Annotated in this window: 29 protein-coding genes and 2 riboswitches; of the genes, 12 read left to right on the top strand and 17 right to left on the bottom strand. The window is 45.8% G+C overall.

The window, feature by feature from the left end:
• Positions 1–93 precede the first annotated feature (93 nt).
• Entirely contained in the window at positions 94–1,443 is a 1,350-nt protein-coding gene (locus tag M1D59_RS07435; protein ID WP_025811989.1) for a TrkH family potassium uptake protein, read from the bottom strand.
• A 148-nt stretch (positions 1,444–1,591) separates the two neighbouring features.
• Positions 1,592–2,485 (bottom strand): protease HtpX, encoded by an 894-nt coding sequence (htpX, locus tag M1D59_RS07430; RefSeq protein ID WP_025811991.1) that lies wholly within the window; start codon positions 2,483–2,485, stop codon positions 1,592–1,594.
• A 141-nt stretch (positions 2,486–2,626) separates the two neighbouring features.
• On the opposite strand from htpX, the gene M1D59_RS07425 reads away from it, so the two are divergent.
• Together M1D59_RS07425 and M1D59_RS07420 are read left to right on the top strand one after the other, a co-directional pair.
• Entirely contained in the window at positions 2,627–3,346 is a 720-nt protein-coding gene (locus tag M1D59_RS07425) for a DUF1836 domain-containing protein (protein ID WP_145624509.1), read from the top strand.
• A 130-nt stretch (positions 3,347–3,476) separates the two neighbouring features.
• Entirely contained in the window at positions 3,477–3,674 is a 198-nt protein-coding gene (locus tag M1D59_RS07420; protein WP_020451125.1) for an alpha/beta-type small acid-soluble spore protein, read from the top strand.
• Between the two features lie 12 nt (positions 3,675–3,686).
• Here the strand turns inward: M1D59_RS07420 and M1D59_RS07415 are convergent, their stop codons facing one another.
• The 4 genes from M1D59_RS07415 to M1D59_RS07400 form a co-directional block, all read right to left on the bottom strand.
• Positions 3,687–4,775, bottom strand: a complete 1,089-nt coding sequence (locus tag M1D59_RS07415) for an anti-sigma factor domain-containing protein (protein WP_065643306.1) — start codon at positions 4,773–4,775, stop codon at positions 3,687–3,689.
• On the bottom strand, positions 4,772–5,530 hold the full coding sequence (gene sigI, locus M1D59_RS07410; RefSeq protein WP_020451123.1) for an RNA polymerase sigma factor SigI: 759 nt from the start codon (positions 5,528–5,530) through the stop codon (positions 4,772–4,774). Before sigI ends, M1D59_RS07415 begins: the two co-directional genes overlap by 4 nt.
• A gap of 295 nt (positions 5,531–5,825) precedes the next feature.
• Positions 5,826–6,593 (bottom strand): TerC family protein, encoded by a 768-nt coding sequence (locus tag M1D59_RS07405; RefSeq protein WP_020451122.1) that lies wholly within the window; start codon positions 6,591–6,593, stop codon positions 5,826–5,828.
• Between the two features lie 272 nt (positions 6,594–6,865).
• Positions 6,866–7,507: a DedA family protein gene (locus M1D59_RS07400; protein ID WP_026579816.1), complete on the bottom strand. Its 642-nt coding sequence runs from the start codon at positions 7,505–7,507 to the stop codon at positions 6,866–6,868.
• Positions 7,508–7,796: 289 nt separating this feature from the next.
• Here M1D59_RS07400 and M1D59_RS07395 point away from each other — a divergent pair, with 289 nt between their 5' ends.
• The 3 genes from M1D59_RS07395 (at position 7,797) to M1D59_RS07385 (ending at position 12,324) form a co-directional block, all read left to right on the top strand.
• The gene (locus tag M1D59_RS07395) at positions 7,797–9,449 is read left to right on the top strand and encodes a diguanylate cyclase domain-containing protein (protein ID WP_458117916.1); all 1,653 of its coding nucleotides are present in this window, start codon (positions 7,797–7,799) and stop codon (positions 9,447–9,449) included.
• 148 nt (positions 9,450–9,597) lie between these two features.
• Entirely contained in the window at positions 9,598–10,470 is an 873-nt protein-coding gene (ku, locus tag M1D59_RS07390) for a non-homologous end joining protein Ku (protein ID WP_026579818.1), read from the top strand.
• 3 nt (positions 10,471–10,473) lie between these two features.
• Positions 10,474–12,324, top strand: a complete 1,851-nt coding sequence (locus tag M1D59_RS07385) for a DNA ligase D (protein ID WP_458117915.1) — start codon at positions 10,474–10,476, stop codon at positions 12,322–12,324.
• Positions 12,325–12,329: 5 nt separating this feature from the next.
• On the opposite strand, the gene M1D59_RS07380 is transcribed toward M1D59_RS07385, so the two are convergent.
• From M1D59_RS07380 to M1D59_RS07370, 3 genes are all read right to left on the bottom strand, one after another.
• Positions 12,330–12,791, bottom strand: a complete 462-nt coding sequence (locus M1D59_RS07380; RefSeq protein ID WP_020451117.1) for a MarR family winged helix-turn-helix transcriptional regulator — start codon at positions 12,789–12,791, stop codon at positions 12,330–12,332.
• 173 nt (positions 12,792–12,964) lie between these two features.
• Positions 12,965–13,144, bottom strand: coding sequence for a hypothetical protein (locus tag M1D59_RS07375; RefSeq protein WP_020451116.1), 180 nt, complete (start codon positions 13,142–13,144; stop codon positions 12,965–12,967).
• A gap of 104 nt (positions 13,145–13,248) precedes the next feature.
• On the bottom strand, positions 13,249–13,404 hold the full coding sequence (locus M1D59_RS07370; RefSeq protein WP_020451115.1) for a hypothetical protein: 156 nt from the start codon (positions 13,402–13,404) through the stop codon (positions 13,249–13,251).
• Between the two features lie 191 nt (positions 13,405–13,595).
• Between M1D59_RS07370 and M1D59_RS07365 the strand changes: the two genes are divergently transcribed.
• Entirely contained in the window at positions 13,596–13,928 is a 333-nt protein-coding gene (locus M1D59_RS07365) for a MerR family transcriptional regulator (protein ID WP_020451114.1), read from the top strand.
• A gap of 30 nt (positions 13,929–13,958) precedes the next feature.
• On the opposite strand, the gene M1D59_RS07360 is transcribed toward M1D59_RS07365, so the two are convergent.
• From M1D59_RS07360 to M1D59_RS07350, 3 genes are all read right to left on the bottom strand, one after another.
• A complete protein-coding gene (locus M1D59_RS07360) occupies positions 13,959–14,366 on the bottom strand; it encodes a hypothetical protein (RefSeq protein WP_020451113.1) in 408 nt (135 codons plus the stop codon).
• Positions 14,367–14,457: 91 nt separating this feature from the next.
• Complete coding sequence (mgtE, locus tag M1D59_RS07355) at positions 14,458–15,813, bottom strand: magnesium transporter (RefSeq protein ID WP_020451112.1); 1,356 nt, start codon at positions 15,811–15,813, stop codon at positions 14,458–14,460.
• Between the two features lie 248 nt (positions 15,814–16,061).
• Positions 16,062–16,226: riboswitch (M-box (ykoK) riboswitch) on the bottom strand.
• 139 nt (positions 16,227–16,365) lie between these two features.
• Positions 16,366–16,521: a transcriptional regulator SplA domain-containing protein gene (locus M1D59_RS07350; RefSeq protein ID WP_020451111.1), complete on the bottom strand. Its 156-nt coding sequence runs from the start codon at positions 16,519–16,521 to the stop codon at positions 16,366–16,368.
• Between the two features lie 292 nt (positions 16,522–16,813).
• On the opposite strand from M1D59_RS07350, the gene M1D59_RS07345 reads away from it, so the two are divergent.
• The 4 genes from M1D59_RS07345 (at position 16,814) to M1D59_RS07330 (ending at position 21,756) form a co-directional block, all read left to right on the top strand.
• Complete coding sequence (locus M1D59_RS07345; RefSeq protein WP_023856779.1) at positions 16,814–17,767, top strand: S8 family peptidase; 954 nt, start codon at positions 16,814–16,816, stop codon at positions 17,765–17,767.
• A gap of 130 nt (positions 17,768–17,897) precedes the next feature.
• Positions 17,898–18,086: riboswitch (cobalamin riboswitch) on the top strand.
• Positions 18,087–18,235: 149 nt separating this feature from the next.
• A complete protein-coding gene (gene metE / locus M1D59_RS07340) occupies positions 18,236–20,524 on the top strand; it encodes a 5-methyltetrahydropteroyltriglutamate--homocysteine S-methyltransferase (RefSeq protein ID WP_458117914.1) in 2,289 nt (762 codons plus the stop codon).
• A 207-nt stretch (positions 20,525–20,731) separates the two neighbouring features.
• Positions 20,732–21,046: a hypothetical protein gene (locus M1D59_RS07335; protein ID WP_020451108.1), complete on the top strand. Its 315-nt coding sequence runs from the start codon at positions 20,732–20,734 to the stop codon at positions 21,044–21,046.
• The gene (locus M1D59_RS07330) at positions 21,043–21,756 is read left to right on the top strand and encodes a hypothetical protein (RefSeq protein WP_025812013.1); all 714 of its coding nucleotides are present in this window, start codon (positions 21,043–21,045) and stop codon (positions 21,754–21,756) included. Before M1D59_RS07335 ends, M1D59_RS07330 begins: the two co-directional genes overlap by 4 nt.
• Before the next feature lie 160 nt (positions 21,757–21,916).
• Here M1D59_RS07330 and M1D59_RS07325 read toward each other — a convergent pair whose 3' ends face one another.
• Positions 21,917–22,549 (bottom strand): histidine phosphatase family protein, encoded by a 633-nt coding sequence (locus tag M1D59_RS07325; protein ID WP_025812015.1) that lies wholly within the window; start codon positions 22,547–22,549, stop codon positions 21,917–21,919.
• A gap of 146 nt (positions 22,550–22,695) precedes the next feature.
• Between M1D59_RS07325 and M1D59_RS07320 the strand changes: the two genes are divergently transcribed.
• Positions 22,696–23,166, top strand: coding sequence for a nucleoside deaminase (locus M1D59_RS07320; protein WP_020451105.1), 471 nt, complete (start codon positions 22,696–22,698; stop codon positions 23,164–23,166).
• A 33-nt stretch (positions 23,167–23,199) separates the two neighbouring features.
• On the opposite strand, the gene M1D59_RS07315 is transcribed toward M1D59_RS07320, so the two are convergent.
• Together M1D59_RS07315 and M1D59_RS07310 are read right to left on the bottom strand one after the other, a co-directional pair.
• The gene (locus M1D59_RS07315) at positions 23,200–23,862 is read right to left on the bottom strand and encodes a hypothetical protein (protein ID WP_020451104.1); all 663 of its coding nucleotides are present in this window, start codon (positions 23,860–23,862) and stop codon (positions 23,200–23,202) included.
• Positions 23,863–23,933: 71 nt separating this feature from the next.
• On the bottom strand, positions 23,934–24,347 hold the full coding sequence (locus tag M1D59_RS07310) for an organic hydroperoxide resistance protein (protein WP_020451103.1): 414 nt from the start codon (positions 24,345–24,347) through the stop codon (positions 23,934–23,936).
• A gap of 160 nt (positions 24,348–24,507) precedes the next feature.
• Between M1D59_RS07310 and M1D59_RS07305 the strand changes: the two genes are divergently transcribed.
• Complete coding sequence (locus M1D59_RS07305; RefSeq protein WP_020451102.1) at positions 24,508–24,960, top strand: MarR family winged helix-turn-helix transcriptional regulator; 453 nt, start codon at positions 24,508–24,510, stop codon at positions 24,958–24,960.
• A 40-nt stretch (positions 24,961–25,000) separates the two neighbouring features.
• Here M1D59_RS07305 and M1D59_RS07300 read toward each other — a convergent pair whose 3' ends face one another.
• Both M1D59_RS07300 and M1D59_RS07295 read right to left on the bottom strand, forming a co-directional pair.
• Positions 25,001–25,423 carry an organic hydroperoxide resistance protein gene (locus M1D59_RS07300; protein ID WP_020451101.1) on the bottom strand — a complete coding sequence of 141 codons (423 nt, stop codon included), beginning with the start codon at positions 25,421–25,423 and terminating at the stop codon, positions 25,001–25,003.
• A gap of 112 nt (positions 25,424–25,535) precedes the next feature.
• The gene (locus M1D59_RS07295; RefSeq protein ID WP_020451100.1) at positions 25,536–26,783 is read right to left on the bottom strand and encodes a glutamate-5-semialdehyde dehydrogenase; all 1,248 of its coding nucleotides are present in this window, start codon (positions 26,781–26,783) and stop codon (positions 25,536–25,538) included.
• Positions 26,784–26,785 lie beyond the last annotated feature (2 nt).

Below are 26,785 nucleotides of genomic sequence, written 5' to 3'. Positions count from 1 at the left end.
TTCAATCCGCCATTTAAGCATTATATCATACAAATAAATACAGCGACCGACTTTATGATCATAAAAAAAGACAGTTTAACTAAACTGTCTTTCTTATCCGATAATTATTCTTTCCTTTGGATAATGGTAGTTCGCTTCGATTTCTTTTCTGCCGAATAAATAAAGCAGCGTGACAATGCCGATTCGGCCGATGAACATCAGAAGGATGATGACACTTTTGCCGATCGTGCTCAAATCTGAAGTAATGCCCATCGACAAGCCGGTCGTACCGAAGGCGGAACACACTTCAAACAGCAGTTCAAGCAAAGAATGTTTTTCCGTCATTGTCAAAATGAGTGTCGAGCCGAAAACGAGAATAACCGCCATCAGCGTCACAATCAATGACTTCATTAAGTCCGCCTGGTGCAGTTCACGTTTGAAAATCTTCACCGATTTATTTCCCCGCGCGAAGTGATACAGCGCCAACAGGTTTAAGGCAAAGGTCGTTGTCCGGATGCCCCCGCCGACAGAGCTTGGCGAAGCGCCGATGAACATGAGCATGCACATAAACAAAATGGTCGTATGCGTGAATTGGCTGATGTCGATCGTCGCGAGTCCGCCGCTCCTGGTCGTCGTCGACTGGAACAGCGAATAGAATATGACTTCGTGCCACGATTTTCCTGAAAAGGCAAAGCGCGCTTCCGTGGCGAATATGCCGATCGCACCTCCAATCACTAAAAGGAAAAAAGTGACTGATGTCAGTTTGGTAAACAGGCTGAAAGTGAATTTGCGCTCTTTGCTGAGCAGAAAATCCTTTACCTCAATCAGCACCGGGAAGCCGATCGCACCCAAAATCAACAGCATGATGACGATAAACTGGACAAAATAATCGTGCTGAAACGGAATCAGCGAGTTGCCGGTAATATCAAAACCGGCATTGGTCGTTGCGCTGATACTCGTAAAAAATCCGTGTATAAAGGCTTCCCCAGGTGTATCAAAATACTTTAAAAAGTAAGTGCCGAGAATCAGCCCGCCAAACAGCTCGATCAGCAGGATCAAGCCGAGCACGTGCTTCATCAGCTTGACAAGGCCCGATAAGTTGGATTGATTTTGATCGGTCATAATCAGCCGGCGCTCTTTCAAACCGATCCGCTTGCCAAAAATCAGCCAGACGAATGTTCCGAGCGCCATCACACCGATCCCGCCAAACTGCAGAACAAACGCCAAAATCCATATTCCGGCCGTGCTGAATGTATCAGCTGTATCAACAACCGTCAAACCGGTTACGCTCACTGCGCTCACCGCAGTAAAAAGGGCATCGATAAATGACCATTCCACATCATTCTTGTGTGCAACGGGCAGACTTAATAATATAACGGAAACCGTCACCGCCAAAAAATAATAGAGCGCGATCAGCTGTACAGGAGACAGCACGCGCAGTAGTTTTTTCAATAAAACCTTCATAATCGTTCCTTCTTTTCAATATTCAAAAGTTGCGCTTCTTGTGTATAACGTGTTCCATTTTAAAGGAAACATGCTCTTATGTACAGCCGATTTTCGATTTTTAAATTTAAAAAGCAAACCCCCTTGAAAAAGGGGGTTTGCATATTGATTATTTTGCTTCCAGACGGCGGATTCTGTCGCTTAAATCAGGGTGTGTTGAGAAAAGCGATGTGTGCTTTTTCCCGTTGATTTTCAAAGTGGCAACAGATGCCTGCTCTTCTTTGACTCTTGAAGTGTACTGCTCAAGCGAGCGGAGCGCGTGAATCATCTTATCCTTGCCTGCAAGGTCTGCTCCTCCTCTATCCGCATGATATTCGCGGTGGCGGGAGTACGCAAACACGACAAGGCTTCCGAGAATGGAAAACACGATTTGGAATACGATGACCGCGATAAAGTGAACGATCGGCGCCAGCTCTTCACGGACAACGCGTGAAACAGCCCATGCCGCAATCCGGGCGAAGAAAACAACAAACGTGTTGACGATTCCCTGAAGGAGCGTCATCGTCACCATATCGCCGTTTGCAATATGCGCGACTTCGTGAGCAAGAACGCCTTCCACTGCGTCGTCATCCATTTCCTGAAGAAGACCCGTCGATACAGCGACAAGCGAGCGGTTTTTGGACGGCCCGGTCGCAAAGGCATTCACTTCGCGTGAATTGTAGATGCCGACTTCAGGCATCTTTGTCAGTCCGGCAGCGCGGGACAGCTTATATACCCGGTCAACGAGCTGCTGCTCTTCGTAGCTGAGCGTTTGCTTATCAGGATTCAGCACCTGAACGCCCATCGCCATTTTCGCCATCCATCTTGACATCAAAAGCGACATAAAGGAGCCGACAAAGCCGACAACCGCACTGAATACGAGAAGCGCAACAATATTGATGCCGCCGCCAGCCGTGAAATACGTGCCTACGCCTGTCAGCGAACCGATAATGGACAGCACGATACCGATCGTCGTAATAACTAAAATGTTCGATAAAAGAAAGAGAAAGATTCTTTTTCCCATGATTACCTCCATGTTATAATAAGATCAAATGAACTCGTATAATAAAATTATACGGCATAGAATTGAAAATGCAAGTGATAAGACGTAAGATAATGTTTATATTGTTTGCTATTTCATTTTAATACATAATGAGGTGGAATGATGAAACCTTTTAAACTGACTCGCCTGGAAATGGCCAAACTGATGTACGCTTTAAAAGGGCAGCTGGATGTCAGTCCGCTTGCGATTCTTTTGAGATCGGCCGATTTGGCGCCCGATGAGCCGGAAGACAATTTGGACATCCCCGAATTCATTGTCCGGTACGAACGAAAAAAACCAAAAACGGAACACGGGCTTTCCACAAATGAAATTGTTGAACTTGGAAATTTGTGCGAACTGACATCCTTAAAATCGACAGCCATCCAAAACTGGATCAAACGCGATATAAAAGATTTGATGGGACATCCGGAACTGGGCAAAAAATATTCCATCGACCAAGCCGTCATCCTTCTCATTGTACGAGACTTAAAATCGGTTTATGACTTCGAAACGATCCGTCCAATCTTAACAACGGTTTTTAATACGATTACAGACCGCTCAGATGATGTGGTGAGTCCGCTGCGCTTTTATGAAGGGTATGCGCGGGTTCTCGATTATGTGTACCGGATCAAAGACTATACGCTGAATGAATCGGCGCTCGAAAAAATCGTCATCGAGCAGACTGGACAGCTCCGCGGTTTTTATCAAGATCTGGCCGATCCCGAATGGAACAAAGCGAGAGATATCACCGCTGTCACTGTGCTATCCGTTATCGCTTCGCACATACAGGCGACCGCCCATTCCATGATTGACAGCGTCTTCTTAAAATATGGTATGAAGTAATCGCCGCTGACCGGTGCGCCTGGCTATTGAGCCAGGCGTTTTTTTACACCTTCAACAATTGCCAGCATAAAAAGCCTCAGTCCATTTCAAACTAAACAAGCAGTACCAATTGAAAAAGGAGTTGAGAATCATGGCAAGAACGAATAAACTCGTCGTTCCCGGGGCGGAGCAGGTTTTAGACCAGTTCAAATATGAAATCGCCCAGGAGTTCGGCGTCCAGCTCGGCTCGGACTCGGTCGCTCGCTCAAACGGGTCTGTAGGCGGGGAAATGACAAAACGACTTGTACAGCAGGCACAAGCTCAAATGAATGGGCATACTGACAAATAAATACCCTATGGTTTATTCGCCGGGCCCGCTCGGCGGATATTCTTGTTGATTTGTTTGGTCAGAAGGTTTTTTCTCCTTTTGATAAGGAGTTTTAGGGCTCTCTTGATTTGTGCCGGAACCGCTTCTCTGCGTTCCTTCCTCCGACTGCTGACCGTCTTTGTCATTATGGTTATGTTCTTGAGGGTTTTCGGTATTAGGGGATTTTGACTCCTTTTCTTTTTCCATTTCTTGATCAGATTGAGAGTGATCTTGATCTGAAGGTTTTTCGCCGTCCGGATGATCTTCCGTGTCTGATTCTTCATCATCCATATGTTGTTCCGGCTGATCTTCTTCTTTCACAGCTTTCTCTTTTTCTCCTGTATCTTCTCCCTGATTTTGATCATCTTTGTTATCTTCATTGTCATCATCTTTGTTTTTGTCTTCTAATTCATCTTTGTGGGAACGGATATAACGGCCTGTTGAGATGCCTTCTTTTTGTGCTTTTGCACGCGTATCCAGGTCTGATTCCACCGCTTCCATCTTATAGTTCTGCTGCTCGTATTTTTTCGCTACATGATCGATTTCGCTTTTTACCGTCGCCTTATATGTGTCATCTTTATTGTTTTCATATACGGTGGCGATAAGCACTTCTTTTGATTCGGTGACATAACCGCTCTTATCGCTGTCTTCGACAATTTCACTGATCACTTCTTTAAAGTCAGACTTTTCCCAATTTTCTATACTGCTCATTAAGTCCTTCCCATCCTCGTTCAGCGGCACCAAATCGATAACTTCACAGTTTTTGTTGAGTGTCAATTCAAAGCTTGGATTGATATCGATCGTCATATAGGCGTATGCTTTATTGTTTAAAACATCAGGGATGATCATGAAAGCGAGCAGCATGATCGCCGCGATTGAAAAAACGCCTGCTTTCAGCGGACGGAGCGAAAGCAGATCAAAAAAGCCCGCACGCTTCCTCGACATTCTCGTCTCCGCGGGAAAAGCAATTTCCTGACCGATTTCATAATCTTCCTCTGTGCTCTTTGCTTTTAAAAATTGTCCGTCAGGGGTTAGCAATGTGACGAATTTTTTATTTTTTTCTACAATAATTCCTCTTCTCATGAATTGAGCACCCCTTTTAGATAATCTTTAAGGTAAACATAATCGCCCGTTATAATGATCGCCATAGCAATGATATATTTGCGGTTTCTCTCTACGGTTTTTCTGCTGACAGCCACCAGCTTTTCAAGCTGTTTGACGGGAAGCTGCTTTTTTTCAAACAAGATCTTTTTTAACTCTTCATGTTCGACTAGCGTATATGCCACTTTGATGGCGTTTTGCCTTGCATCCGTATGTTTCGGGGAATGCTCCAGCAAATCGGAAAAAGACAGGCCAAAACTTTTAAGCCTTTCTTTAAAATGGAAAATCTCCTCCCGCCTCTGCTCCTGTTCGAGCATGCGGTTGAATTCATAAATGGAAAGCTCCGCTTCAATCATGCTTTGAGAGGATTCCTGTTCTTCTCCTTCTTGCATGTCCATATTGATATTCTGGGCATTTCTCGCTTCTTTTCTGATATAATCAATGACTTTGCGCTTAATGATCAGCTCTGCAAATGCCAGCAGAGAATTTCCTTTATCTGAAGAATATTTTTCAATGGCTTCATTGAATGCAATCAAGCCGATGCTGAATTCATCATCTTTTTCATCTATATATCGTTTGCACACGGATGAAACCGTTTTAGCCACAAAAGGCTTATACTGATGGATAAGCTCGTTTTGCAACTGCTGATTTCCTTTTTGTATGCTTATTACAGACTCTTCTAATGATTGTTGTTTCTTTTTTCCTGTCTTAAACAAAAGGCTAAGCACTGGTTTCACCTCAGTTCCTCCCTATACTACTCATTAATGATAGCTAATTTGATAGGGATTCGCAAAGGAGAAAACGCGGTATTCATTTCTAATTTTTCAATTGTGACAATGATTTGTTTGATCTCCTAGAACAATTCGTGATCTGTTTGACGATTAAGGGGGTTTTCCCGCCGTTTTTGTAACACGCCTGTTAATAAAATGAAATCTTATTTCGGTTGGACTAGGGCAATCATCCCTGGTGCTTCCCAGTGCGGGCAAACAAAAAAGACCGCCGGTGAAAGACCGGCAGTCTGGCGAAAGCTGTTTACTCCTCTGCAGCTTTATTCTCGTGTTTGTTCGGATTTGTCATAAACCATCCCCCGAGCGCAATAGCGATCAGCACCGCCCAGAAGATGAACTTCCAAGTACCTGAATGAATAAAATGTTCAGAGACGATGTTGATTTGCGGGTGTGCGAGCGTATAGAGCGTCAGTTTCACACCAACCCAGCCGACAATCAGAAAAGCAGCCGTTTCCAGGCTCGGACGTTTCTTTAACAAGTTCACAAATTGACTTGCAGCAAAACGCATAATAATCAGTCCGATAATCCCGCCGGCTAAAATCACCATGAACTGTCCGCCGTCAAGTCCGCCGATTTGCGGCAGGTTCGTTGCCGGAAGTGTGACAGCCAGCGCAACCGCCGCCAAAATCGAGTCGACGGCAAACGCGATGTCCGCCAGCTCAACTTTGATAACCGTCGGCCAAAAACCGCTTTGCTTCGACTCTTTCACCTTTTCGTCCTTTTTGAAAACATGGGTTTTCAAAATATGGTGAATGGAGATGTAAAGCAGATAGACGGCGCCGATCGCCTGCACCTGCCAGACGTTGACAAGAAAAGAGATCGCAAACAAAGCGCCGAACCTCATCACAAACGCGCCGGCCAACCCGTAGAAGAGCGCTTTTTTTCTGTCTTTTTCAGGCAAGTGTTTAACCATGACCGCCATGACGAGGGCATTGTCCGCGGCCAAAATACCTTCCAGCCCGACTAGGATGAGAAGAACCCAACCATATTCAAGTAATAATGCTGCATCCATTTTATAATTCCTCCTAAGTGATTGTCTCTTTCTCTTATTCCCGCTAATGCAGCAGGGTATTTTCAGAAAACAAAAAAGACCTCTGCCAACATTAGGCAAAGGTCTTGCTAGACATGGTTATCATTGATTAAATCATGCCAACAAAGCCGATGGATGAACATCCATGAACTGACGACTTTGTTTCCGGTTTTAACATCCGGACGCTACTCCCCTTTGGGATAAAAGAAAATATTGAATTATAAGATAATATTAACCTCATATGCGCCCGGCTGTCAATCCTTATTTTTATTTAAAAAAGTTGAAACGCTTTGCGATTTGACTTTCTTCCGCCTGCCTTTCACCCAAAGGTAAAGAACGAACAAAACGATGAATCCGATGCCGACCGGAAGAAGGTATCCGTCCAATAGGCTGCCGACTTTGCTCCAGTTTTCGCCGAGGTAAAAGCCTAAATAGACATAGACGAACGTAATCGGCGTGATCGCAAGGAATGTATAAATACAAAACACCCACACGTTCATTCTAGCGAGTCCGCACGGAATGGAAATCAGCGTTCTGATGCCCGGTATAAACCGGCCGCTGAATGCGACAAACCCCCCGTGCTTTTCAAAAAACCTGTCCGATTTTTCGAGCGCTTCAGGCTTAATGAAGAAGTATTTGCCGTAGCGCTCCAAAAACGGCCGCCCCCCGTACCTCCCGAGCCAGTAAAGCGTCAGCGGACCTGCGACACCTCCCAGTGAACCTGCGGCAACGACCCCGATCAGCAACATATCGCCTTGATACACCCAGTAGCCGGCAAGCGGCAGAACGATTTCAGCCGGCACGAATTCGATGCACAGCGCCAGAAAAATCCCTAAATACGAGAGGCTCTTAAACGCCTCAGCCAATGATAAAATAAACTCCTCGATATCGACCACAACCTTTGACGATTGATAATTTCAAGTTCCAAAGAACGTACAAAAACGATTTTAACACAATTCAGGAAAATTGAAGAGCAAAATGGGAAGTCCTCCTTAGAAAGAGCAGAAGGATATCATTTTTTATTGGCGAATTTCATTATATATAGTATAATTCACGAATTATACCGGATGTAGCGCTATTGCCGCTTTTTTTATGTCAACGGTTAAGAGTACGGCAGTCTGGCCTTTCATAATACAGTATAGAAATTCAGATTTTTCATCATAGTACAAAAAGGCGGAGAAGAAAGTGACAGAAGTTTTTGGTGAATATAATGGATGGTTCGTTCTTTTATCCTATATCACTGCGGTTTTGGCAGCATACACAGCCCTTGATTTATCGGAACGGGTCGTCCATACAAAGGGCAGGAAAAATATCGGATGGCTTTTGGCCGGATCCCTCACGATGGGGCTTGGTATCTGGTCTATGCACTTTATCGGGATGCTGTCATTTCAGACAGCCGAAGAAATGAAATACGATTTGAGATTCGTCTTGCTTTCGATTGTTGCCGCTTTCGCAGGCTCGCTCATTTCATTTTATGTTGTGAATGGAAAAGAACCGACGAATGCAAGACTGGCGGCGGGCTCCCTTGCAATGGGAAGCGCGATCGCCTCCATGCATTTTCTCGGGATGGAGGCGATGGAGAATATGACAATCGTCTATCATCCCGTTCTTTATGCCGCCTCTTTTGCAATCGCCATTTTCGCCTCCTTCGCTGCCTTAAAACTGTCAGTGGTATTCGCCAAAAAAACCGGCTCCTTTCGGATCTTGTTCATTAAAATCGGAAGCGCGCTTTTAATGGGCGGCGCCATTTCCGGCATGCACTATACAGGAATGGCAGCAGCTACGCTTTTCATGACTGACGGCCGTGATACAGGCCGCGAAGGAATCGATACAATTGAACTGGGCATTATGATCGTACTTGTCAGCCTGATGCTTCAATGCTTCTTGATTTTCGGCGCCTTCACTGACAAGCGTCTGCTGTTTCATATCGAGAAAATCAAAGATAATGAGGAACGGTTCCAGTCCTTAATTAACCACAACATTGATCCGATCTACGTGTTTTCGCTTGAAGGCAAGATGCTTTCCGCCAATTCATCGGGATACAGCCTTCTTGAAAAAATGGGAGTTGAGCCTGAGCGTCTGTCTTCGTTTTTTCGAGGGGAGGATCATGACAGACTGCTCAACTGGTTTCTTCAAGTCCAAAATGAAAAACAGGCCCTTAACCGCGATACGGAAATCGAAATAGCTGAAAAGCGTTTTGATGTAAATGTGACGCTGATACCGGTGTACGTCAGAAAGCAGCTTGACAGCATTTATGTCATTTGTAAAGATATGACAAACCAGCGTGAAGCAGAACGCAAAATCCATAGAATGGCTCACTATGACGCGTTGACAGATTTGCCAAACAGACGGTATGCAGTCGACCATCTCGCAAATGCTCTGGAGCGGCAGAAGACGGGGACGGCCGTATTGTTTTTGGATTTAAACCGTTTCAAAGTGTTTAATGACGCCCTTGGCCACGACGTCGGAGATCTGCTGCTGGTGGCAGCAGCACAGCGTTTGGCGCATTGTGTGTCTGATGAAGGCTTCATCGCCCGGTTAGGCGGTGACGAATTTATCATTGTCGCCCCTTTACATGGAACCGATCAGCTGACCAGGCAATTGATCAGTCAGTTTGAAACGCCTTTTCACATTAAAGAGCACCGTCTCAAAACATCCGTCAGCATCGGAATCGCCGTTTCCCCGGCCGATGGAACAGACGGTGATGAGCTGATGAGAAAAGCCGACATGGCCATGTACGCCGCGAAGCACAAAAGCAAAAGCAGATATCAATATTTTTCTTCTTCTCTCGCCAGAAAGAACAGACCGTCTTTGCAGGAGGAAACCGAGCCGAACTAAGCGCTTTCCCCAAGCAAATCACTGTATCGCCGCAAGCATCCGGGCCGAAGCCTGGATGCTTTTTTTTCGCGCTGTTATCCATAAGTTGCTATTCATGAAACAATCTGCAGAGAGGCATCAATAAAAGAAAAGGAGTTGAACCGAACCGATGCATACGATGTGGAAAGGCTCAATCAGCTTCGGCCTTGTCAATATCCCCATTAAACTGTTCGCAGCGACAGAGGATAAGGATATTAAATTAAGGTCGCTTCATAAAGAATGCCGCGCCCCGATTCAGTATGAGAAAAAGTGCACAAACTGCCACCAGGAAATCGCGCCCGACGACATCGTCAAAGGCTACGAATATGTTAAAGGCAAATACGTCGTCTTATCGGACGATGAGCTGAAACAGCTCAAAGAAGAGCAGGAAGACAAAGCTGTCGAAATTGTTGATTTTGTCCAGCTAAAGGAAATCGACCCCATCTATTTCAACCGTTCATATTTCGTCGGACCGGGAGATAACGGTGTAAAAGCGTACTCACTTTTGCGCGAAGCGCTCAGAAAAACAGAAAAGATCGGAATCGCCCATATGACCATCCGCTCCAAAAAACAGCTCGCCATTCTTCGCGTCTACGAGAACTGCATTTTAATGGAGTCTATCCACTACCCTGATGAAGTCCGAAACGCGGCCCACGTACCCGGTGTTCCGGAGGAAACCGCGGTCAACGAAAAAGAGCTGCAAACCGCGATTTCACTAATAGACGAGCTGACGACGACATTTGCGCCTGAACAATATGAAGATACGTACAGACTTGCGCTGATGGATAAAATCAAAGAGAAAATCGATCATAATGAGGGTGTCACACCAAATGCCGGAGCCGCCGCTCCGCGCGAGGATGTCATCGATCTCGTGAGCGCTCTCCAAGCCAGCATCGAACGGACAAAAGCGCCTGACCGGGAAGCGGCAAAAACGCCTGTTGCAAAAGGAACCGGGGAAAAAAAGAAAAAAACGTCGCGCAAAAAAGCATCAGAGGCAAAATAAAAAATGGGAATTACGATGCAGCCCGTGTTGACCACATCCGCTCCTTCAGGCGGCAATTGGCGGTATGAAGCCAAGTATGACGGGTATCGGGGGCTTTTAAAAATTTCTGCGGCCGGCGACGTTTCGCTCATCAGCAGAAACGCGCAGCCGCTCGAAAACACATTTCCGGAAATTACGGAATTTGCAAAAAGCATGATCGAAAATCTCAAAGAACACTTGCCGATCACGATTGACGGGGAAATTGTGTCGTTGACAAACCGTTTTCGTTCCCGATTTGAATACGTCCAAAAAAGAGGGTTAAGCAAAAAGGCCGAGTTGATTGAACAAGCTGCCGCGAAGAAACCGTGTCAGTACCTCGCTTTTGATTTACTGGTCTTTAAAGGAGAAAGTTTAACCTCACTCCCCTATACCGAACGAAAACGCGCGCTTTCCGACCTGATGAAAGAACTCGGCTTGCCGATGGCTCCCGATCCGATGGCTCACGCACGAATTCAATACATCCCTGACACTTCAGATTTCCATGCTCTATGGAATGCTGTTAAAAGGTTTGACGGCGAGGGAATTGTTGCGAAGAAAAAAGACAGCCGCTGGGCTGAAAATAAAAAAACAGCCGAATGGCTCAAGCTCAAAAACTACAAAAAAGCAGCTGTATTTATGACAGGCTACAACATGGCAAACCGTTATTTGACAATCGCCGTCTATGACCGCGGTCAAATCAAAGAAGTCGGTTCGGTTTCCCACGGACTCGGAGAACAGGAAAGAAACGCCATTCTTTCAATCGTCAAGCAGTACGGAACCGAAACAAAGCCCGGCGAATATACCATAGATCCGTCGATTTGCATGACGGTCCATTATTTAACGATTCATTACGGGACATTGCGCGAGGTGTCGTTTGTTTCTTTTGAATTTGACATGGCTTGGGAAGATTGTACTTACAAGCGCCTGCTGCTTCATTCAAGAAACGTCCACCCCGATTTGCAGCTGACAAGCCTTGATAAAGTCATCTTTCCTAAAAGCAATAAAACAAAAGCGGATTACATCGGATATCTGAATGAAATCGGCGATTTTCTGCTTCCGTTTCTCGACAATCGGGCGCTTACCGTTATCCGTTATCCGCACGGTTCCGGCGGAGAATCTTTTTTTCAAAAAAACAAGCCCGACTACGCACCCGAATTTATCACGACCATTCGGGTTGACGAGCACGAGCATATCATCTGCAGTGATTATTCAGTTCTGCTGTGGCTTGCCAATCAGCTTGCGCTGGAGTTCCATATCCCTTTTCAAACAGCGGATACGACCCGTCCGACCGAAATCGTTTTCGATCTCGATCCGCCTTCAAGGTCGGAGTTTCCACAGGCCGTCAGAGCCGCGAATGAATTGCACCGTTTATTTGAACAGCTTGGCCTCTTGTCTTTTCCAAAGCTGTCGGGAAATAAAGGGATACAAATCTATATTCCGATTTCAAAAAACGCCTTTACTTATGAAGAAACCCGCCTTTTCACAAGCTTTGCGGCTTCTTATTGCGTCTCACTTTTTCCCGATCTGTTCACAACCGAACGCCTGATTAAAAACAGGGGCGGAAAACTCTATATTGATTATGTGCAGCACGCTCCGGGAAAAACGATCATCTGCCCGTATTCCACAAGAGGCAATGAGATTGGCACAGTGGCCGCACCACTGTTTTGGGATGAAGTCCATTCAGACTTGGCACCCTCAAATTTTACGATGGAGGCTGTCATCAAACGCACAAAGGAGCTCGGATGCCCTTTCGAAAGCTTCTTCAGACAGCCCCAAGACAAACAGATCAAAGCTATTCTCGATCACTTAAAAGAAATTGACCGTTCGGAAAATTGACTTTTTCAGCGAAACAATAGGTGCTGGCTGTGGATTCCGGCTTTTTTTAAAAGGGCCATCAGCTGCTCCTGTTCCTCTTTTGTCAAGCCTGAAAAAGCCCGCGCAATTCTCAGGGAGTGGATCGGATAAATCTCATCGAGATATGCCTTTCCCTTCTCTGTCAAATTCGCATAGACAGACCGTTTATCTTTCGGGTCCTGCTCTCGTTTGATGAAACCGTTTTTTTCCAATTTGTCGATCACATAGGTTACGTTTCCGCTTACAAGGAGCAGCCTCGAGCCGATTTGCTGCAGCTTTTGGGCTCCCCTCGTATACAAAAGCTCCAATACAGCAAATTCTGTAGGATTAAAGCCGTGTTCCTTGCTGTCCCGAATACTATGTTCTGAAACGCTTTTAAAAGCCCTGGCAAAAACCTTGTACAGCGACATAGCACGGTGAACTTCTTCCTCATTAAACGAAAGTCTCATATCATCTACCTCTTATACTATTTTCTTAAAATGAACCCGGGAAATGAAAACCCTTACAAATGTAGAAAAAGAAAGGGTCATGCTTTTCCCATATTCTATAAGTATATATTTTCGTTATTCGAAAGAAAACTCCTGCTTATTTTTTTTAAGATATTAAAAAGAAGCCCGTTTTTTCAAAATGGCCGATTTTGAACACGGGCTTTATTTTTCCGGAAAAAATAAAAATATTCTTTTCTGAGCTCCGTAATCGTCATCCTCTGCAAAACATCCTGATTATACTCACCGAGTGAGCTCAGTTTTTTTGAGTAATGGTTTCTTTCCTTTTCCAAAGCGTTTTTTAACAACCTGCTCATGATCTTCTCCTTTCATTTTCGTGTGTTGTAATATAAGAATAGACCTTATTTATTAACCAGGCTTTAAGGCCGTGTAAAGTTTGCTTTCACTCCCACTTCCGGATTTAAGAGGACTTTTGATAAAAGCCGTTCTGCACTGCCCTCAGCAGCGGAAACGCATCCTTTCCGGCAAGATTCATTAATGTCTCGAGCAATTCGTCTCTTTTAATGTCTAAAGCAACGATTTCTTTGGCGAGTGAGACCGCTTTGTGTTCCTTCATCCAATGATTCCCCCTCATCAGTCTGTATCTACAGCATACAAAACACTTTTACCCCTTGCATGGTTCCTGTAAACTTTTCTTCCGCGATTTTTTTAAAAGTTTTTCAACAATGTTAGATTTTCTAACAAACGTCAGGTTTTTTCGCGCGTTTTCTTATATAATACAAAAAAAGTCATCTTAGGGGTGGGAAAATGACAGTCGAAGATCTTTCTTATAAAGATAAAAAAGTGATTTCTATTGGCATTGTCAGCGAGCTGACGGGTTTGTCGGTCAGGCAGATCCGCTATTACGAAGAACGCAAGCTGATCTATCCGCAGCGCTCTTCAAGAGGCACGCGCAAGTATTCCTTTGCTGACGTCGAACGGCTGATGGAAATCGCAAACAAGCGGGAAGACGGTGTTCAGACGGCAGAAATCCTCAAAGATATGCGCAAAAAAGAACAGAGACTGAAAAACGACCAGCAGCTCAGAAAGAAAATGCTCGAAGGACAGCTTAACGCTCATTTTAAATACAAAAACCGCTAAAAAAACGAATCATACCCTCCGGATGATTCGTCACCTGTTTTCCTGCTGTTTCGTTTCCTTTATGTATCCGATGAAATCAATCATAACGCCTTTATCTGGATCATTGCGTATCCGAAACGCGATCGTTCCGGGCTGACCGGTATTTTCCATCTTGTAAGCGGCATGAAACACATGGATGCTCGCTTCAGAAATTTGAAAATCATCAGCACGAAGCCCGGAAATTCCCCATTTCTGTTTGTTTTCCAGGATTGTTTCCGGAGAGGGGGTTGCGCCCTCCACGTACAACCGCTTCATCTTTGACACATCATCGTTCAATATCGCCTCAAGCATACCCTCGACTGCGACGAGCCGCCTGTCTTTTCCTTCATCTTCATTCTGACAGCCGGCAGCAACCATTGCAACGGCTAAACAAATCAGCACAGCTGCAAATCTTCTCATACCAATCCCCCCTGATCTCTGCCTAAAATATATAGGCTTTTACGGATTCTGGCAAGCAAAAAACCCTCCCTAAAAAAGGAGGGCTGCTGTCTTACAGTGAATGAATGAATGCAGTTGCAATACCGAAGTAGATCAGCAGTGACAAAATGTCATTTAAAGTTGTGATAAGCGGACCCGATGCAATCGCAGGGTCGACGTTGCACTTGTGAAGGATGATCGGGACGATCGTTCCCGCCATCGTTCCGATGATCAGTGTGGCAAAGAGCGAAGTCCCTACCACAAATCCGAGCAGCAGATTCCCCTGCCATACAATCGCGATTCCTGTAATCACGACCGCACAAACAACGCCGATAATAATGCCGGCCTTGAGCTCCCGGAAAATCAAGCGGAAAATCGTTTTTTTATTGAGTTCTTCTTTTGACAGCCCTCTGATGACGACAGCGAGAGACTGCGTCCCGGTGTTACCCGTCATTCCTGCGATCATCGGCATAAAAAAGGCCAATGCGACAACCTGCTGCAGTGTGTCTTCAAAATAGCTCATGATGCTGCCTGAGATCAAACCGATGAACAGAAGCAAGATCAGCCACGGCAGACGTCGATATGCAGCGACATACGATTTTGTATCAAACGTGATTGCTTTACCTGATGCAGCAAATTTTTCGTAGTCTTCATTCGCTTCTTGGATGACGATGTCAATAATGTCATCGACCGTTACGATCCCGACAAGCTCATGGTTTTTTTCTACAACGGGAATCGCCAGAAAGTCGTACCGCTCAATGAGCCTTGCGACTTCTTCCTGATCTTGAAGAGCGTCCGCTGAGATGACCCTTGTAAACATTAATTCCTGAACCTTCTCATCGGGTTCTGCCAAAATGAGATCCCGGTATGAGATAACCCCGACAAGCTGCTTTTGTTCATTGATAACGTATAAATAGTTGATCGACTCCGCGATTTCCGCAAAGCTTTTCAGCTTGACAACCGCTTCTTTTACCGTGTAATGCTGCGGAATCCAGACATAGCGGTTTGTCATGATTCTTCCCGCTGTTTCAGGCGGGTAGTTCATCAGAACGCGGACCGCTTCAGATTCTTCCGCTTCCATACTGGAAAGAAGCTGGTCTTTCAGCTCTGAGTCCATTTCCTCGAAGAGCGCGGCAAGGTCGTCGTTGTCCATTTTATTCATCACATGGATCGCCTTTTCCTTGCCGACCTTGTTCAGAACGACAAGCTGCTCTTCTCTGTCCAGTTCGCCCATGAGATCGGTAATGTCTTCAACCGTTAAAAAAGACAGATACCGGCCGCGGTGCTTTTCGGGCATTTCCTTAAACAGAATCGCCATATCATAAGGCTGCAGTTCCTCTAAAACGTTTTGAAACTCTTTTCGTTTTCCGTCTCTCAGTAAAATAATAATGCGTAAAATCAGTTCATCATATGTCATGTTTTTTACCATGGCAATCTGTACCTCCCTTTTCAGGAGATCCTTATATCACCATAGCAAAAGGGGTGAAGTATAAGGATCTCCTCATCAATCAATGTGTGATGCTGTAAAATATTTCTCGTATGATTAAACCGCCTCGAATGGGGAGAATCCATACTTCCACCTCCTTGTTTAATACGGAAAGTTCACTTTCCTCAAAAAATAAAAAAACACCTATTTCATTGAAATGAAGGTGTTAAAAGCCATACAAAATAAAACCCTAACGCCTTCCATCGTAGAGCTTTAGCACTGTATGGCATAGGCAGCATGCCAGCTGCATTAAAAATCACCTTAGATCGATGATTTCTGTTGACCCATTGGCGTCTTTGGACATTTTTGGGCAGCAGCGTATCTCCATACAGGAGCCTCACCTAACGAAGAGCTGTATTTACCGGACACAATGAGATTACAGAAAAAAAGGATAACTGTCAATAAGAAAAGCAAACTTAATGCTCTCTATTATGGTTGATTCCCTTTTTCGTCAAAATTAAACCAGCTCTTTCGCCGAGATGCCGAGCTCCGTTCTTACTTTTCGCTATCCTGTTCAAGGTCGTCCTTTGACAGCAGGTGATAGTTTTCGTGCAGCAAAAGCGCGTATTCTCCTTCATATTTTGGATGCGGCACAAACTCCGCCTGCTCGATTGACAATTCGTCTCTTTTTTCGTTTTCTTGTTCTTTCACCCTGTATCAACTCCTTTTTTTAATAGGATATCCTTTTGCCGGGATAATATGATGAAGCGAAATCTCATATATATAGTGATTCTCTCGCCCTTTCGTCGATTTCACAGGTCTTTTCGCTTACAATTCCAGCATTGTTCGCAGTTATTCGACTTTTCTCCTCTATTATCTATATTTTTTAACTTTTCATAAAATTCATACAAATGAACCTTTTTTTAACAAAGTGAATGTTTTACAATAAAATCACGCACCTTGTAACCCATCTAAAGCAGCATATAACAGGGAGGGCTTTGAAATGCAAATGCGATTAATTCCTTATGTCACTGACACAAAGCTGATGGACGTGAACGAATTGCCGGAAGGAATCGATGCGATTAAGGCACCGGAGCTGTGGTCACAAGGTTTTAAAGGAAAAGATATCACTGTCGCAGTGCTTGATACAGGCTGTGACGCAACCCATCCCGATTTGGCAGACCGAATCATCGGAGGCAGAAACTTTACTGATGATGACAATGGAAAAGAAGATCAATTTCATGATTATAATGGACATGGCACCCATGTGGCGGGTACGATTGCCGCAAACGATCAAAACGGCGGCATCTCCGGCGTGGCACCTGAAGCGAACCTATTAATCGTCAAGGTGCTCGGCGGTGAAGACGGCAGCGGCGATTATGAATGGATCATCAACGGGATCAACTACGCCGTCGAACAAAAAGCCGATATCATTTCAATGTCGCTCGGCGGACCTGCCGACGTTCCGGAATTGAAAGAAGCGGTGACAAACGCCGTGAAAAACGGAGTGCTCGTCGTCTGCGCCGCCGGAAACGAAGGCGACGGCAATGACCGTACAGAGGAGTACTCATACCCTGCTGCATACAACGAAGTCATCGCTGTCGGGTCTGTGTCATTGACGCGGGAGTCTTCCGAATTCTCAAATGCGAACAAAGAAATTGACCTCGTTGCACCAGGAGAAGAAATCCTCTCTACATTGCCCGATCATCAATATGGAAAGCTGACGGGAACATCGATGGCCACACCGCACGTCAGCGGCGCGCTCGCTCTCATCAAGTCAGCTGAAGAAGAGGCGTTTAAACGGAAGCTGACAGAACCGGAACTGTATGCTCAGTTAATCCGCCGCACGCTTCCTCTTGATTACTCAAAAGCGCTGATCGGCAACGGATTCTTATATTTGTCGGCGCCGGAGGTACTGGCGGAAAAAGCCGGCGAAGCAAAACTTCTTTCCCTTTAACAGCCTAAGGAGGCTGCCGACAATGTCGGCGGCCTTTTTCATGGCTATTGATAAGGCTGAATCTTTTTAATTGCAAGAATTCAAAAATTATTTTGACTAAAAGATCGTGACGGTATATAATCTACTAAACAATTTCATCGCCGGGAACATGGTAATCTAACGAGGTTAGATTTTAAAAGGGAAGTTTGGTGAAAATCCGACGCGGTCCCGCCACTGTGAATGAGGAGGTTATTTCATAAAACCCACTGTTTCTATACGGGAAGGGGGAAATAACCGTCGATTCATGAGCCAGGAGACCTGCCTGTTCTGACGCACCATCAACCTACGGTCGATAGGAGGTGTTCGAGTTGACGTAACAATCGCTACGTTTATTTCTCGTTCGCAAAATGCTGTTTTCAGGCATTCACCTTCTCATTGTCCGAAGTGTGAGTGTCTTTTTTTATTGAACACTAAAAGGAGGAGACCAGAATGACAAATGTAAAAACGAGTAGCTTGGGATTTCCAAGAATCGGCTTGAACAGAGAATGGAAAAAATCGCTTGAGGCTTATTGGAAAGGAAACACAGACCGTGAGACCTTTTTAAAAGAAATGGACGAACAATTTTTAGCAGCCCTCCAGACCCAGCTTGATCAGCAAATCGATATCATACCGGTTTCCGACTTTACCCTGTACGACCACGTTCTTGACACGGCGGTGATGTTCAACTGGATTCCAAAAAGATTCAAGGATGTACATGATCCGTTAGATACTTATTTCGCAATGGCGAGAGGCACGAAAGATGCTGTATCGTGTGAAATGACAAAATGGTTTAACACAAACTACCATTATATTGTGCCTGAATTTGAAAAAGGCGCACAATACCGCGTGACGAGAAACAAACCGCTTGAAGATTATAAAAGAGCAAAAGCAGCATTGGGAACAGAAACGAAGCCCGTCATACTCGGCCTTTACACTTTCGTAGCCCTTGCAAAAGGCTATGAACAACAAGATATCAAAGATATTTATAGCCAAATGACGCCTCTTTACATCCAAGTTCTGAAAGAGCTTGAGCAGGAAGGCGGCAAATGGGTGCAAATCGACGAGCCTGCTCTAGTGACGGCTTCACATGAAGAAGCGGCTGCAGTCAAAGAAATCTATCAGACGATTACAGAGGAAGTCCCTGGAGTGAATATCCTTCTGCAAACCTACTTTGATTCGGTTGACGCTTATGAAGAGCTGATATCGTTTCCTGTCGCCGGGATTGGTCTTGATTTTGTTCATGATAAAGGGAAAAACTTCGAGCATTTAAAAGCGCACGGTTTTCCTAAAGACAAAGTCCTTGCCGCCGGTATTTTAGACGGGCGCAACATTTGGAAAGCCAATCTCGAAGAACGCCTGGACCTGACGCTTGAGCTGATCCAGAGTGCGGGTGTTGACGAAGTCTGGATTCAGCCTGCAAACAGCCTGCTTCACGTCCCTGTCGCAAAACACCCGGACGAGCAGCTTGCCGATGATCTCTTGAACGGTTTATCTTTTGCAAAAGAAAAGCTTCTGGAGCTTACACTGCTGAAGAACGGACTTGTTTCCGGAAAAGCGGCCATCCAAACGGAAATCGATGAAGCGCACGGGCACCTTCAAGCTCTCAAACAATACGGTGCAGCGACAAATTCGGCCTTTGCCGAAGAAATAGACAAGCTGACCGAGGAAGACTTTAAACGCCCGACAGCTTTTGAAGAAAGACTGCGGATCCAAAATGAATCTCTCGGACTTCCTCTATTGCCGACAACGACGATCGGCAGCTTCCCGCAGACAGCGGAAGTGCGGAGCGCGCGGCAAAAATGGCGGAAAAAAGAATGGTCTGACGAGCAGTATGAAGTATTTATTCAGAAAGAAACAAAGAAATGGATTGACATTCAGGAAGACCTCGGACTTGACGTTCTCGTTCACGGAGAATTCGAACGGACAGACATGGTTGAATATTTCGGTGAAAAGCTCGGAGGATTCGCCTTTACCAAATACGCCTGGGTTCAGTCATACGGTTCCCGCTGCGTCCGTCCGCCGGTCATCTACGGAGATGTCGAGTTTAAAGAGCCGATGACGGTAAAAGAAACAGTTTACGCCCAATCCTTGACCTCGAAGAAAGTCAAGGGCATGCTGACAGGTCCTGTTACGATTTTAAACTGGTCCTTTGCCCGCTATGATCTGCCGAGAAAAGAGATTGCCTTCCAAATCGCCCAAGCTCTCCGCAAAGAGGTTGAAGCGCTCGAAAAAGCAGGCATTCAAATCATCCAGGTCGATGAACCCGCCTTGAGAGAAGGCCTGCCGCTTAAAGAACGGGATTGGGACGAGTACCTTAAATGGGCTGCCGAAGCGTTCAGACTGTCCACTTCATCAGTAGAAGATACGACGCAAATCCATACGCATATGTGCTACAGCAACTTTGAAGATATTGTAGACACGATCGAAGATCTTGACGCAGACGTCATTACGATCGAGCACAGCAGAAGCCACGGCGGATTCCTTGATTATCTGGAACAGCATCCTTACCTGAAAGGACTCGGGCTTGGCGTCTATGATATTCACAGTCCCCGCGTCCCTTCCAGCGATGAAATGCTCACGATTATAGAAGATGCGCTGAAAGTCTGCCCGGCTGACCGCTTCTGGGTAAACCCTGACTGCGGTTTAAAAACGAGACAGCCTGAAGAAACGATCGCAGCGCTTAAACATATGGTTGAAGCAGCCAAACAAGCAAGAGGCAAACTCGCTCAGACTGTTTAATTCCACAAAAAATCCAACACAAACGCCGCCTGTTCACACGGGCGGCTCTTTTCATGTCCTCAGCCCTTTTTAGGCCGAAAGAACCGTTATATAAGGTACGTCCGCCCAAAAATCATTAAGACTTTTGATTCATTCGTACGATTTCCTTCCGTATCCTTTTCTTTTAACATATTTGTAGTAGATGATGGAAGGGAAGGAAAATATGTAGTGATTGACGATGGAATAGCGTTAGAACGAAAAATCAAACGAAAAATATATCAGGAAGACATTCACTCTCTTCAGCTATACGTAAAAGAAGTGACTGCCGCCATTGACGAGCTGAGGCAGGAAAGTTCTTCTATTTTAAAAGCACACCAAATGTATATCAACGGATGGCGCGGACAGGCGCGCGAAATGTATGACGCACTTTTGGACGATCTTGACCGGGCGGAATCGCGCGTGTATGACAGGCTGAGGGCCATTAAGGAGCAGGCGTCCGAAGAAATTGAGCGGCTTCAGCTGAAAGCCGAGGAGCTGACATGACGATCCGGCTGAACATCAATGATCTGCACGCGCTCGCCCGCCAATTTCGCTATTCCCACCAGCGAATCAGCGATTTAATAAACCTTTTGAACCGCCATTTTCATGTTCTTTTCTCCAGCGTGAAAGCAGCAAGGACATACGGGATCGATCAGGCGCAATCCGAAATGGAACATGAACTCAATGGATTTTTACACACGCTCGATGATTTGCAGCATCTTCTGCACTTTACAGAAATCCGCATGAAAAAGACCGATCAAATGCTTGCAGAGAAGCTCTTCCAGAGCGGCGGGCGTCTGGCAGGCTACCTGCCGATCATGTCTTTTTTGGCTGCGGCAAAATGTTCCCCTGACAGCTACAGACTGACCGCGCCGCCGCTGTCTGAACCGCTCGCTCTCATGAAGCAGATCAAACAAAACGGCCTGTCAGGACTCTTTACGAAAAAACGAGCCGCAGCATATATTCAGTTAGATGAAGAAGGACAGCAGCAGCTGTGGTCAGCACGCCGCATGATCAGCCGCACAATCGCCGACAACCTTTGCCTTCTGGCGTATCAGCAAATCGCAAAAGGCCCGCTTTCTCTTACGGTCTTCCTTTTCGGAAAAAAAGCGGAAGCAGATGCGGCAGATGTCAAAACCGTTTGTCTTTCAAAAAACAAAACGATTTCCGCTGCCACGCTCCACAGCTTCAGTGCCAAAATGTATTCCGGCTAAGAGGCTCGGAGCGGACTTTCACAGGATATGATGACAGCGGCGTTCAGGCAGGACGCCTGGATGGTTTGCCGCCGATCCTGTGAGCACCGCCTTTGCAGGCCTGCAAGGGTTTGTCGACACGCTAAAAGCCTGATTGTTGAAATCAGGCTTTTTGGCATGCCTACCAGGTGGCATTCTTTGCTTCTACTCTATGTTCCCCGTCTCCTTCTCTTTCGATTGTGACCTTTCCATCATCAGAAACTGTTACAACTGCAAGAGCTGTGTCATGAACATAGCTCGAGTTCCATAGTTCACTGACCGGCCTCTTTTTTAACAGATTCAAAAGCACCAAAATAAACACGGAATGGCTGACAATGAGGACATTGCCTTCCCGATGGCGGTGGAGAATGAATTCATACACCCGGCTGACCCGTCTTTCAAAATCGTAAAAGCTCTCCCCTTCATCAGGCATGTATGTTTCAGGCGCATTAAAATACGCTTCCAGCAAGTCAGGATCGCTTTGTTTGATCTCATCATACGTTTTTCCTTCCCAGCGGCCGATCGAGATTTCTTTTAATCTGTCGTCTGTTATAAAGGGAACACTGCGGTTCTGCAGCATAGCCCGCGCAGAATCAACAGCCCGGCCGCTTGGACTGGAATATGCGGCTTGGAATTGAACAGCTTTCAGCCGTTCGCCGAGGGCGTTTGCATTTGCCAGCCCCAAAGCCGTTAAATTGGAGTCTTCCCAGCCTTGCATTCTTTTTTCAATATTCCATTCCGTCTGACCGTGTCTTGCAATATACAATGTAAGCAAAACATCATCCTCCGTTCATCATTCTAGCATTCATTGTATGCGATGGTCCGTTCGAAATCAAACATACTGAATATTCTGATGCGCGTTTATTTTACAAGATTCATCAGCTATAATAAGAAGGCAAGACAACCAAGGAGGATACAGAAATGAATCATGAAACATTTTTGCAGCGCGCAATCGACCTTGCGGTGGAGAGCGTGAAAAGCGGCACGGGCGGACCTTTTGGCGCTGTGATTGTCAAAGACGGCCAAATTATTGCCGAGGGAAAAAACAATGTCACAACAAGCAATGATCCCACCGCGCATGCTGAGGTAACGGCTATTCGGCTCGCCTGTGAAGCACTTGGAGATTATCAGCTGAACGACTGCATTCTTTATACAAGCTGCGAACCGTGTCCAATGTGCCTGGGAGCCATCTACTGGGCGAGACCGAAGGAAGTTTACTTCGCCGCTCAGCATTCAGATGCCGCATCGGCCGGTTTTGACGATTCTTTTATTTATGAAGAAATCACAAAAACGCAAAGCGAACGGACAATTCCTTTTTATAAAATGGACCTTCAAGCAAAGCTTGAACCCTTTCTCACGTGGGAAACGACCGATCAAAAAGTGGAATATTAAAATAAAGAAAGCTTCCTGATGAAGGAAGCTTTTTCATTTTGAAGCTGACGGCTCATACCATTCAAGCTTTTGATCTTCAGATTCCAAATCAAGGCTTTCCGCCTTTCCATCCTTTTCAATTTCAAGCCTGACGATTTTCCCTTTCAGTTTTTCAGGTGCTTCGGCGACATCCCTCTCAAAATCGGCTGTTTTCTGATAAGTTTTTTCCCCAGCTTTTGTTTTGATTGTAATGTTTTGTTCCGATTCGCTGACAAACGCGGCAATGATTTTTCGGCTGCCGTCATTCTCCTGTTCATATACGCCGTTTTGGTCGGCTTTTGACTGCGGCATGAGCTCAGCTTCTTCGGCTTCTTGCGTTTTTCCGTCCACCTCTACCTTCACAAGCTTCCCGATTAAGTCATCATGGTCTTCTTCGCTGTGAAAACGGCTGCTTTTCGGGACAATCAGTTCCTTATCCTTTATTTCGAGCGTGATTTGGTCGTCTTCGGCATGAACATACTTGCCTATCAAATCAAAATCTTCTTCAGACCGGATATTTTTGTCAAGAGAATATGTTTTCAAATCAGGCGCTTTCTGTTTGGCCGTATCAGCCGAGGGTTGATTTCCGTTGTTCTCCTTCGCTCCGGTTCCGCATCCTGCAAGGACGAAGGCGGCAGAGAGCACGGCGAATACAAGCGCTTTTTTAAGATATGCCATTTGCTGCTCCTTTCTAAAAAAGAAAGCAAACAAGCTTTGTTTGCTTTCTCGTTTTCATCTTTCCCGTTTGTTTATTTTACTTCAAGGCTGACGTCGATATTTCCTCTCGTCGCTTTTGAATAAGGGCAAAAGTCATGAGCGGCTTCGACCAGCTCTTTCGCTTTTTCTTTGTCTACCCCGCCTGAGGTGACGATCAGCTTGACGCCGATTTTAAAACCGCCGTCACTCTCATCCTTCAGCAAGCTCACATGGCCCTCAACCTCAGAATCGATGTTAATGCCTTTTTGTTTTGCGACATGCTCCAATGCGCCGCCGAAGCACGCCGCGTATCCCGCCGCAAAGAGCTGTTCAGGATTTGTCCCTGATTCGCCTTCTTTTTTTTCATTTGGCATGACAATGTTGTGATCCAAAACCCCGTCATCTGATGTGACATGTCCTGATCTTCCGCCTTTTGCCGTGACTTTTGCTGTAAATAATGCAGTCATCCTGATTCCTCCTTACGTTTTTTTCCTCTACTCTTTATATTTCACAAAATGAGTTTTTTAAACATCCGTTTTTGTTTTTTCGGGTTTTCTGCAGAACAATGGGAAAAAAACGAAAAATCTTATACAATAAAAAGGAACATAAAAAAGAGTTGGTGAAACGATGACAAACGAATTTGAACATATGAGGCTTGACAGACAGCTTTGTTTTCTCCTTTATGCCAGTTCGCGTGAAATGACGAAGCTTTACAAGCCGCTGCTTGATAAACTCAATATTACGTATCCGCAGTACCTCGCACTCCTTTTATTATGGGAGCACGGGGAATTAAACGTCAAAACAATGGGCAAGCTCCTTTATCTCGATTCCGGCACACTGACGCCGATGCTGAAGAGGATGGAGCAGCACGGGCTTTTAACAAGGGAGCGGTCACCTGAAGATGAACGGTCTGTGGTCGTCAGACTGACAGCAGGCGGCCAGGCACTTCAGGAAAAAGCGAGCAGCATTCCGCAACACATGATCGCCCAGACCGATCTGTCGGCTGGCGAACTGAAGAACTTGAAACAAACGCTTGAATCCCTTCTGGCTTCATTGACGAAAAAAACAGATGCGCTGTAAAGACAGCAAAAAGGCGCCTTCATATCGAAGGCGCCTTTTTTTAAGAAATGACTTCAAGGCTGACATCAACATTTCCGGAAATCGCTTTTGAATACGGACAAACGGTATGAGCTTGATGAACGAGTTTTTCGAGCTCCGACTGTTCAACGCCGGTTCCTTTTACTTGCAGCGTGACACTGAGCTTATAGCCTCCATCTGCTTCATCTTTCAGAAGGCTGACGTTTGCCGTCACCTCTGTCTCCATTCGAAGACGCGCTTTTTGGGCGGTCAATTGCAATGCACTGTCAAAGCATGCCGCATATCCGGCAGCAAACAGCTGCTCCGGATTGGTGGCATTTTCGTTCTTCTTGGCTTTTGGCGTTCCCGGCATGGCCAGCTCCAGTTCAAGGACGCGGTCAGATGAGGTGACTTGTCCGTCTCTGCCGCCTTTGGCAGTAGCTTGCGAGGTAAATATAGGTTTCATGATTTATCGTCTCCTTTAATTTATATTGTGCACAATTAAATTTTATAAAATTAAATACGAAAACGCAACAAAAAAACATCCTGTCTGCATGTCAAGACAGGATGTTTCACTTTCATATCCGGATTTGCCCGTTTCCTTTAATGATATATTTAGAAGAAGTCAGCGCTTTAAGGCCCATCGGCCCCCTTGCATGAAGCTTTTGCGTGCTGATGCCGATTTCGGCGCCATAGCCGAATTCAAAGCCGTCCGTAAAACGCGTGGAAGCATTGTGGTAAACCGCTGCAGCGTCAACAGACGTTAAGAAAAACCGGGCGTTTTCCTGATTTTCAGTCAGAATCGCTTCCGAATGACGCGTGCCGTACTGCCTGATGTGCCGGATGGCTTCATCGATTCCGGCGACAATTTTGATGCTGACAACCGGCGCAAGAAACTCGGTTTCCCAGTCGGTCTCGCGAGCAGGAACCGCAGATGGCAGCAGCGCACATACAGCTTCGTCTCCCCTGATTTCAACGCCTGCTTCTTCAAGCTTTTGAAGCAGCGCTGTCGTATGCTTCTTCGCCCAGTCTTTATGGATAAGCACCGTTTCAATCGCATTGCAGACAGAAGGACGCTGCGTTTTGGCATTGATTACAACCTGCTCGGCCATGTCGGACCGAGCCGATTCATCAATGAATATGTGACAGTTTCCCGCGCCTGTTTCAAGGACAGGCACTGTGGATTCCCGCACCACCATATCAATGAGGTCTTTCCCTCCTCGCGGAATCAGGACATCCAAGCCGTCGTTTAAAGTGAACAGCTGTTTTGCCGCTTCCCTGCTTGTATCTTCAATGAGCTGAACGGCATCCTGCGGAAGCGCAGATTGTTCGAGCGCTTCTCTGATCACGCGGACGAGCGCTTGATTGCTGTTGATGGCTGATGAACTGCCCCGCAGGATGACGGCATTTCCCGTTTTCAAACAGAGGGTCGCGGCGTCGACCGTTACATTCGGCCGGGCCTCGTAGATCATGCCGACGACTCCGAGCGGAACCCTGACATTTTCAATGAAAAGCCCGTTGTCTTTGCGGATCGTTTCAAGCGTTTCCCCCACAGGATCTTCAAGCTTGATGAGCAGCATGACGGCGTCTGCCATATCATTCAGTCTCTCCGGCGTTAAGGCAAGGCGGTCAAGCAGCGCAGGTGAAAAGCCTTTTTCTTTGCCGCGAACGATATCTTTCTCGTTTTCTGCCAATATCTCATCTTGCTTAAAGCGGAGCGCCTCGGCGATGAAGGAAAGCGCCTCATTTTTCTTTGCAGTCGGCTGATGAACCAGTTCTTCTTTTGCGACTTTAGCCTTTTTTGCTTTTTCAATCACTTCGCTCATTC

The organism is Bacillus sp. PK6-026, from assembly GCF_054161455.1.
The sequence above is the reverse complement of the archived record's forward strand: the minus strand, read 5'-3'. Positions and strand labels throughout refer to the sequence as shown.

Coding starts and splice junctions, on each gene's coding strand:
- M1D59_RS07435 (WP_025811989.1), bottom strand. CDS start 1,443: ATGAAGGTTTTATTGAAAAAACTACTGCGCGTGCTGTCTCCTGTACAG.
- htpX (WP_025811991.1), bottom strand. CDS start 2,485: ATGGGAAAAAGAATCTTTCTCTTTCTTTTATCGAACATTTTAGTTATT.
- M1D59_RS07425 (WP_145624509.1), top strand. CDS start 2,627: ATGAAACCTTTTAAACTGACTCGCCTGGAAATGGCCAAACTGATGTAC.
- M1D59_RS07420 (WP_020451125.1), top strand. CDS start 3,477: ATGGCAAGAACGAATAAACTCGTCGTTCCCGGGGCGGAGCAGGTTTTA.
- M1D59_RS07415 (WP_065643306.1), bottom strand. CDS start 4,775: ATGAGAAGAGGAATTATTGTAGAAAAAAATAAAAAATTCGTCACATTG.
- M1D59_RS07405 (WP_020451122.1), bottom strand. CDS start 6,593: ATGGATGCAGCATTATTACTTGAATATGGTTGGGTTCTTCTCATCCTA.
- ku (WP_026579818.1), top strand. CDS start 9,598: ATGCATACGATGTGGAAAGGCTCAATCAGCTTCGGCCTTGTCAATATC.
- M1D59_RS07385 (WP_458117915.1), top strand. CDS start 10,474: ATGGGAATTACGATGCAGCCCGTGTTGACCACATCCGCTCCTTCAGGC.
- M1D59_RS07380 (WP_020451117.1), bottom strand. CDS start 12,791: ATGAGACTTTCGTTTAATGAGGAAGAAGTTCACCGTGCTATGTCGCTG.
- M1D59_RS07375 (WP_020451116.1), bottom strand. CDS start 13,144: ATGAGCAGGTTGTTAAAAAACGCTTTGGAAAAGGAAAGAAACCATTAC.
- M1D59_RS07370 (WP_020451115.1), bottom strand. CDS start 13,404: ATGAAGGAACACAAAGCGGTCTCACTCGCCAAAGAAATCGTTGCTTTA.
- M1D59_RS07365 (WP_020451114.1), top strand. CDS start 13,596: ATGACAGTCGAAGATCTTTCTTATAAAGATAAAAAAGTGATTTCTATT.
- M1D59_RS07360 (WP_020451113.1), bottom strand. CDS start 14,366: ATGAGAAGATTTGCAGCTGTGCTGATTTGTTTAGCCGTTGCAATGGTT.
- mgtE (WP_020451112.1), bottom strand. CDS start 15,813: ATGGTAAAAAACATGACATATGATGAACTGATTTTACGCATTATTATT.
- M1D59_RS07345 (WP_023856779.1), top strand. CDS start 16,814: ATGCAAATGCGATTAATTCCTTATGTCACTGACACAAAGCTGATGGAC.
- metE (WP_458117914.1), top strand. CDS start 18,236: ATGACAAATGTAAAAACGAGTAGCTTGGGATTTCCAAGAATCGGCTTG.
- M1D59_RS07330 (WP_025812013.1), top strand. CDS start 21,043: ATGACGATCCGGCTGAACATCAATGATCTGCACGCGCTCGCCCGCCAA.
- M1D59_RS07320 (WP_020451105.1), top strand. CDS start 22,696: ATGAATCATGAAACATTTTTGCAGCGCGCAATCGACCTTGCGGTGGAG.
- M1D59_RS07315 (WP_020451104.1), bottom strand. CDS start 23,862: ATGGCATATCTTAAAAAAGCGCTTGTATTCGCCGTGCTCTCTGCCGCC.
- M1D59_RS07310 (WP_020451103.1), bottom strand. CDS start 24,347: ATGACTGCATTATTTACAGCAAAAGTCACGGCAAAAGGCGGAAGATCA.
- M1D59_RS07305 (WP_020451102.1), top strand. CDS start 24,508: ATGACAAACGAATTTGAACATATGAGGCTTGACAGACAGCTTTGTTTT.
- M1D59_RS07300 (WP_020451101.1), bottom strand. CDS start 25,423: ATGAAACCTATATTTACCTCGCAAGCTACTGCCAAAGGCGGCAGAGAC.
- M1D59_RS07295 (WP_020451100.1), bottom strand. CDS start 26,783: ATGAGCGAAGTGATTGAAAAAGCAAAAAAGGCTAAAGTCGCAAAAGAA.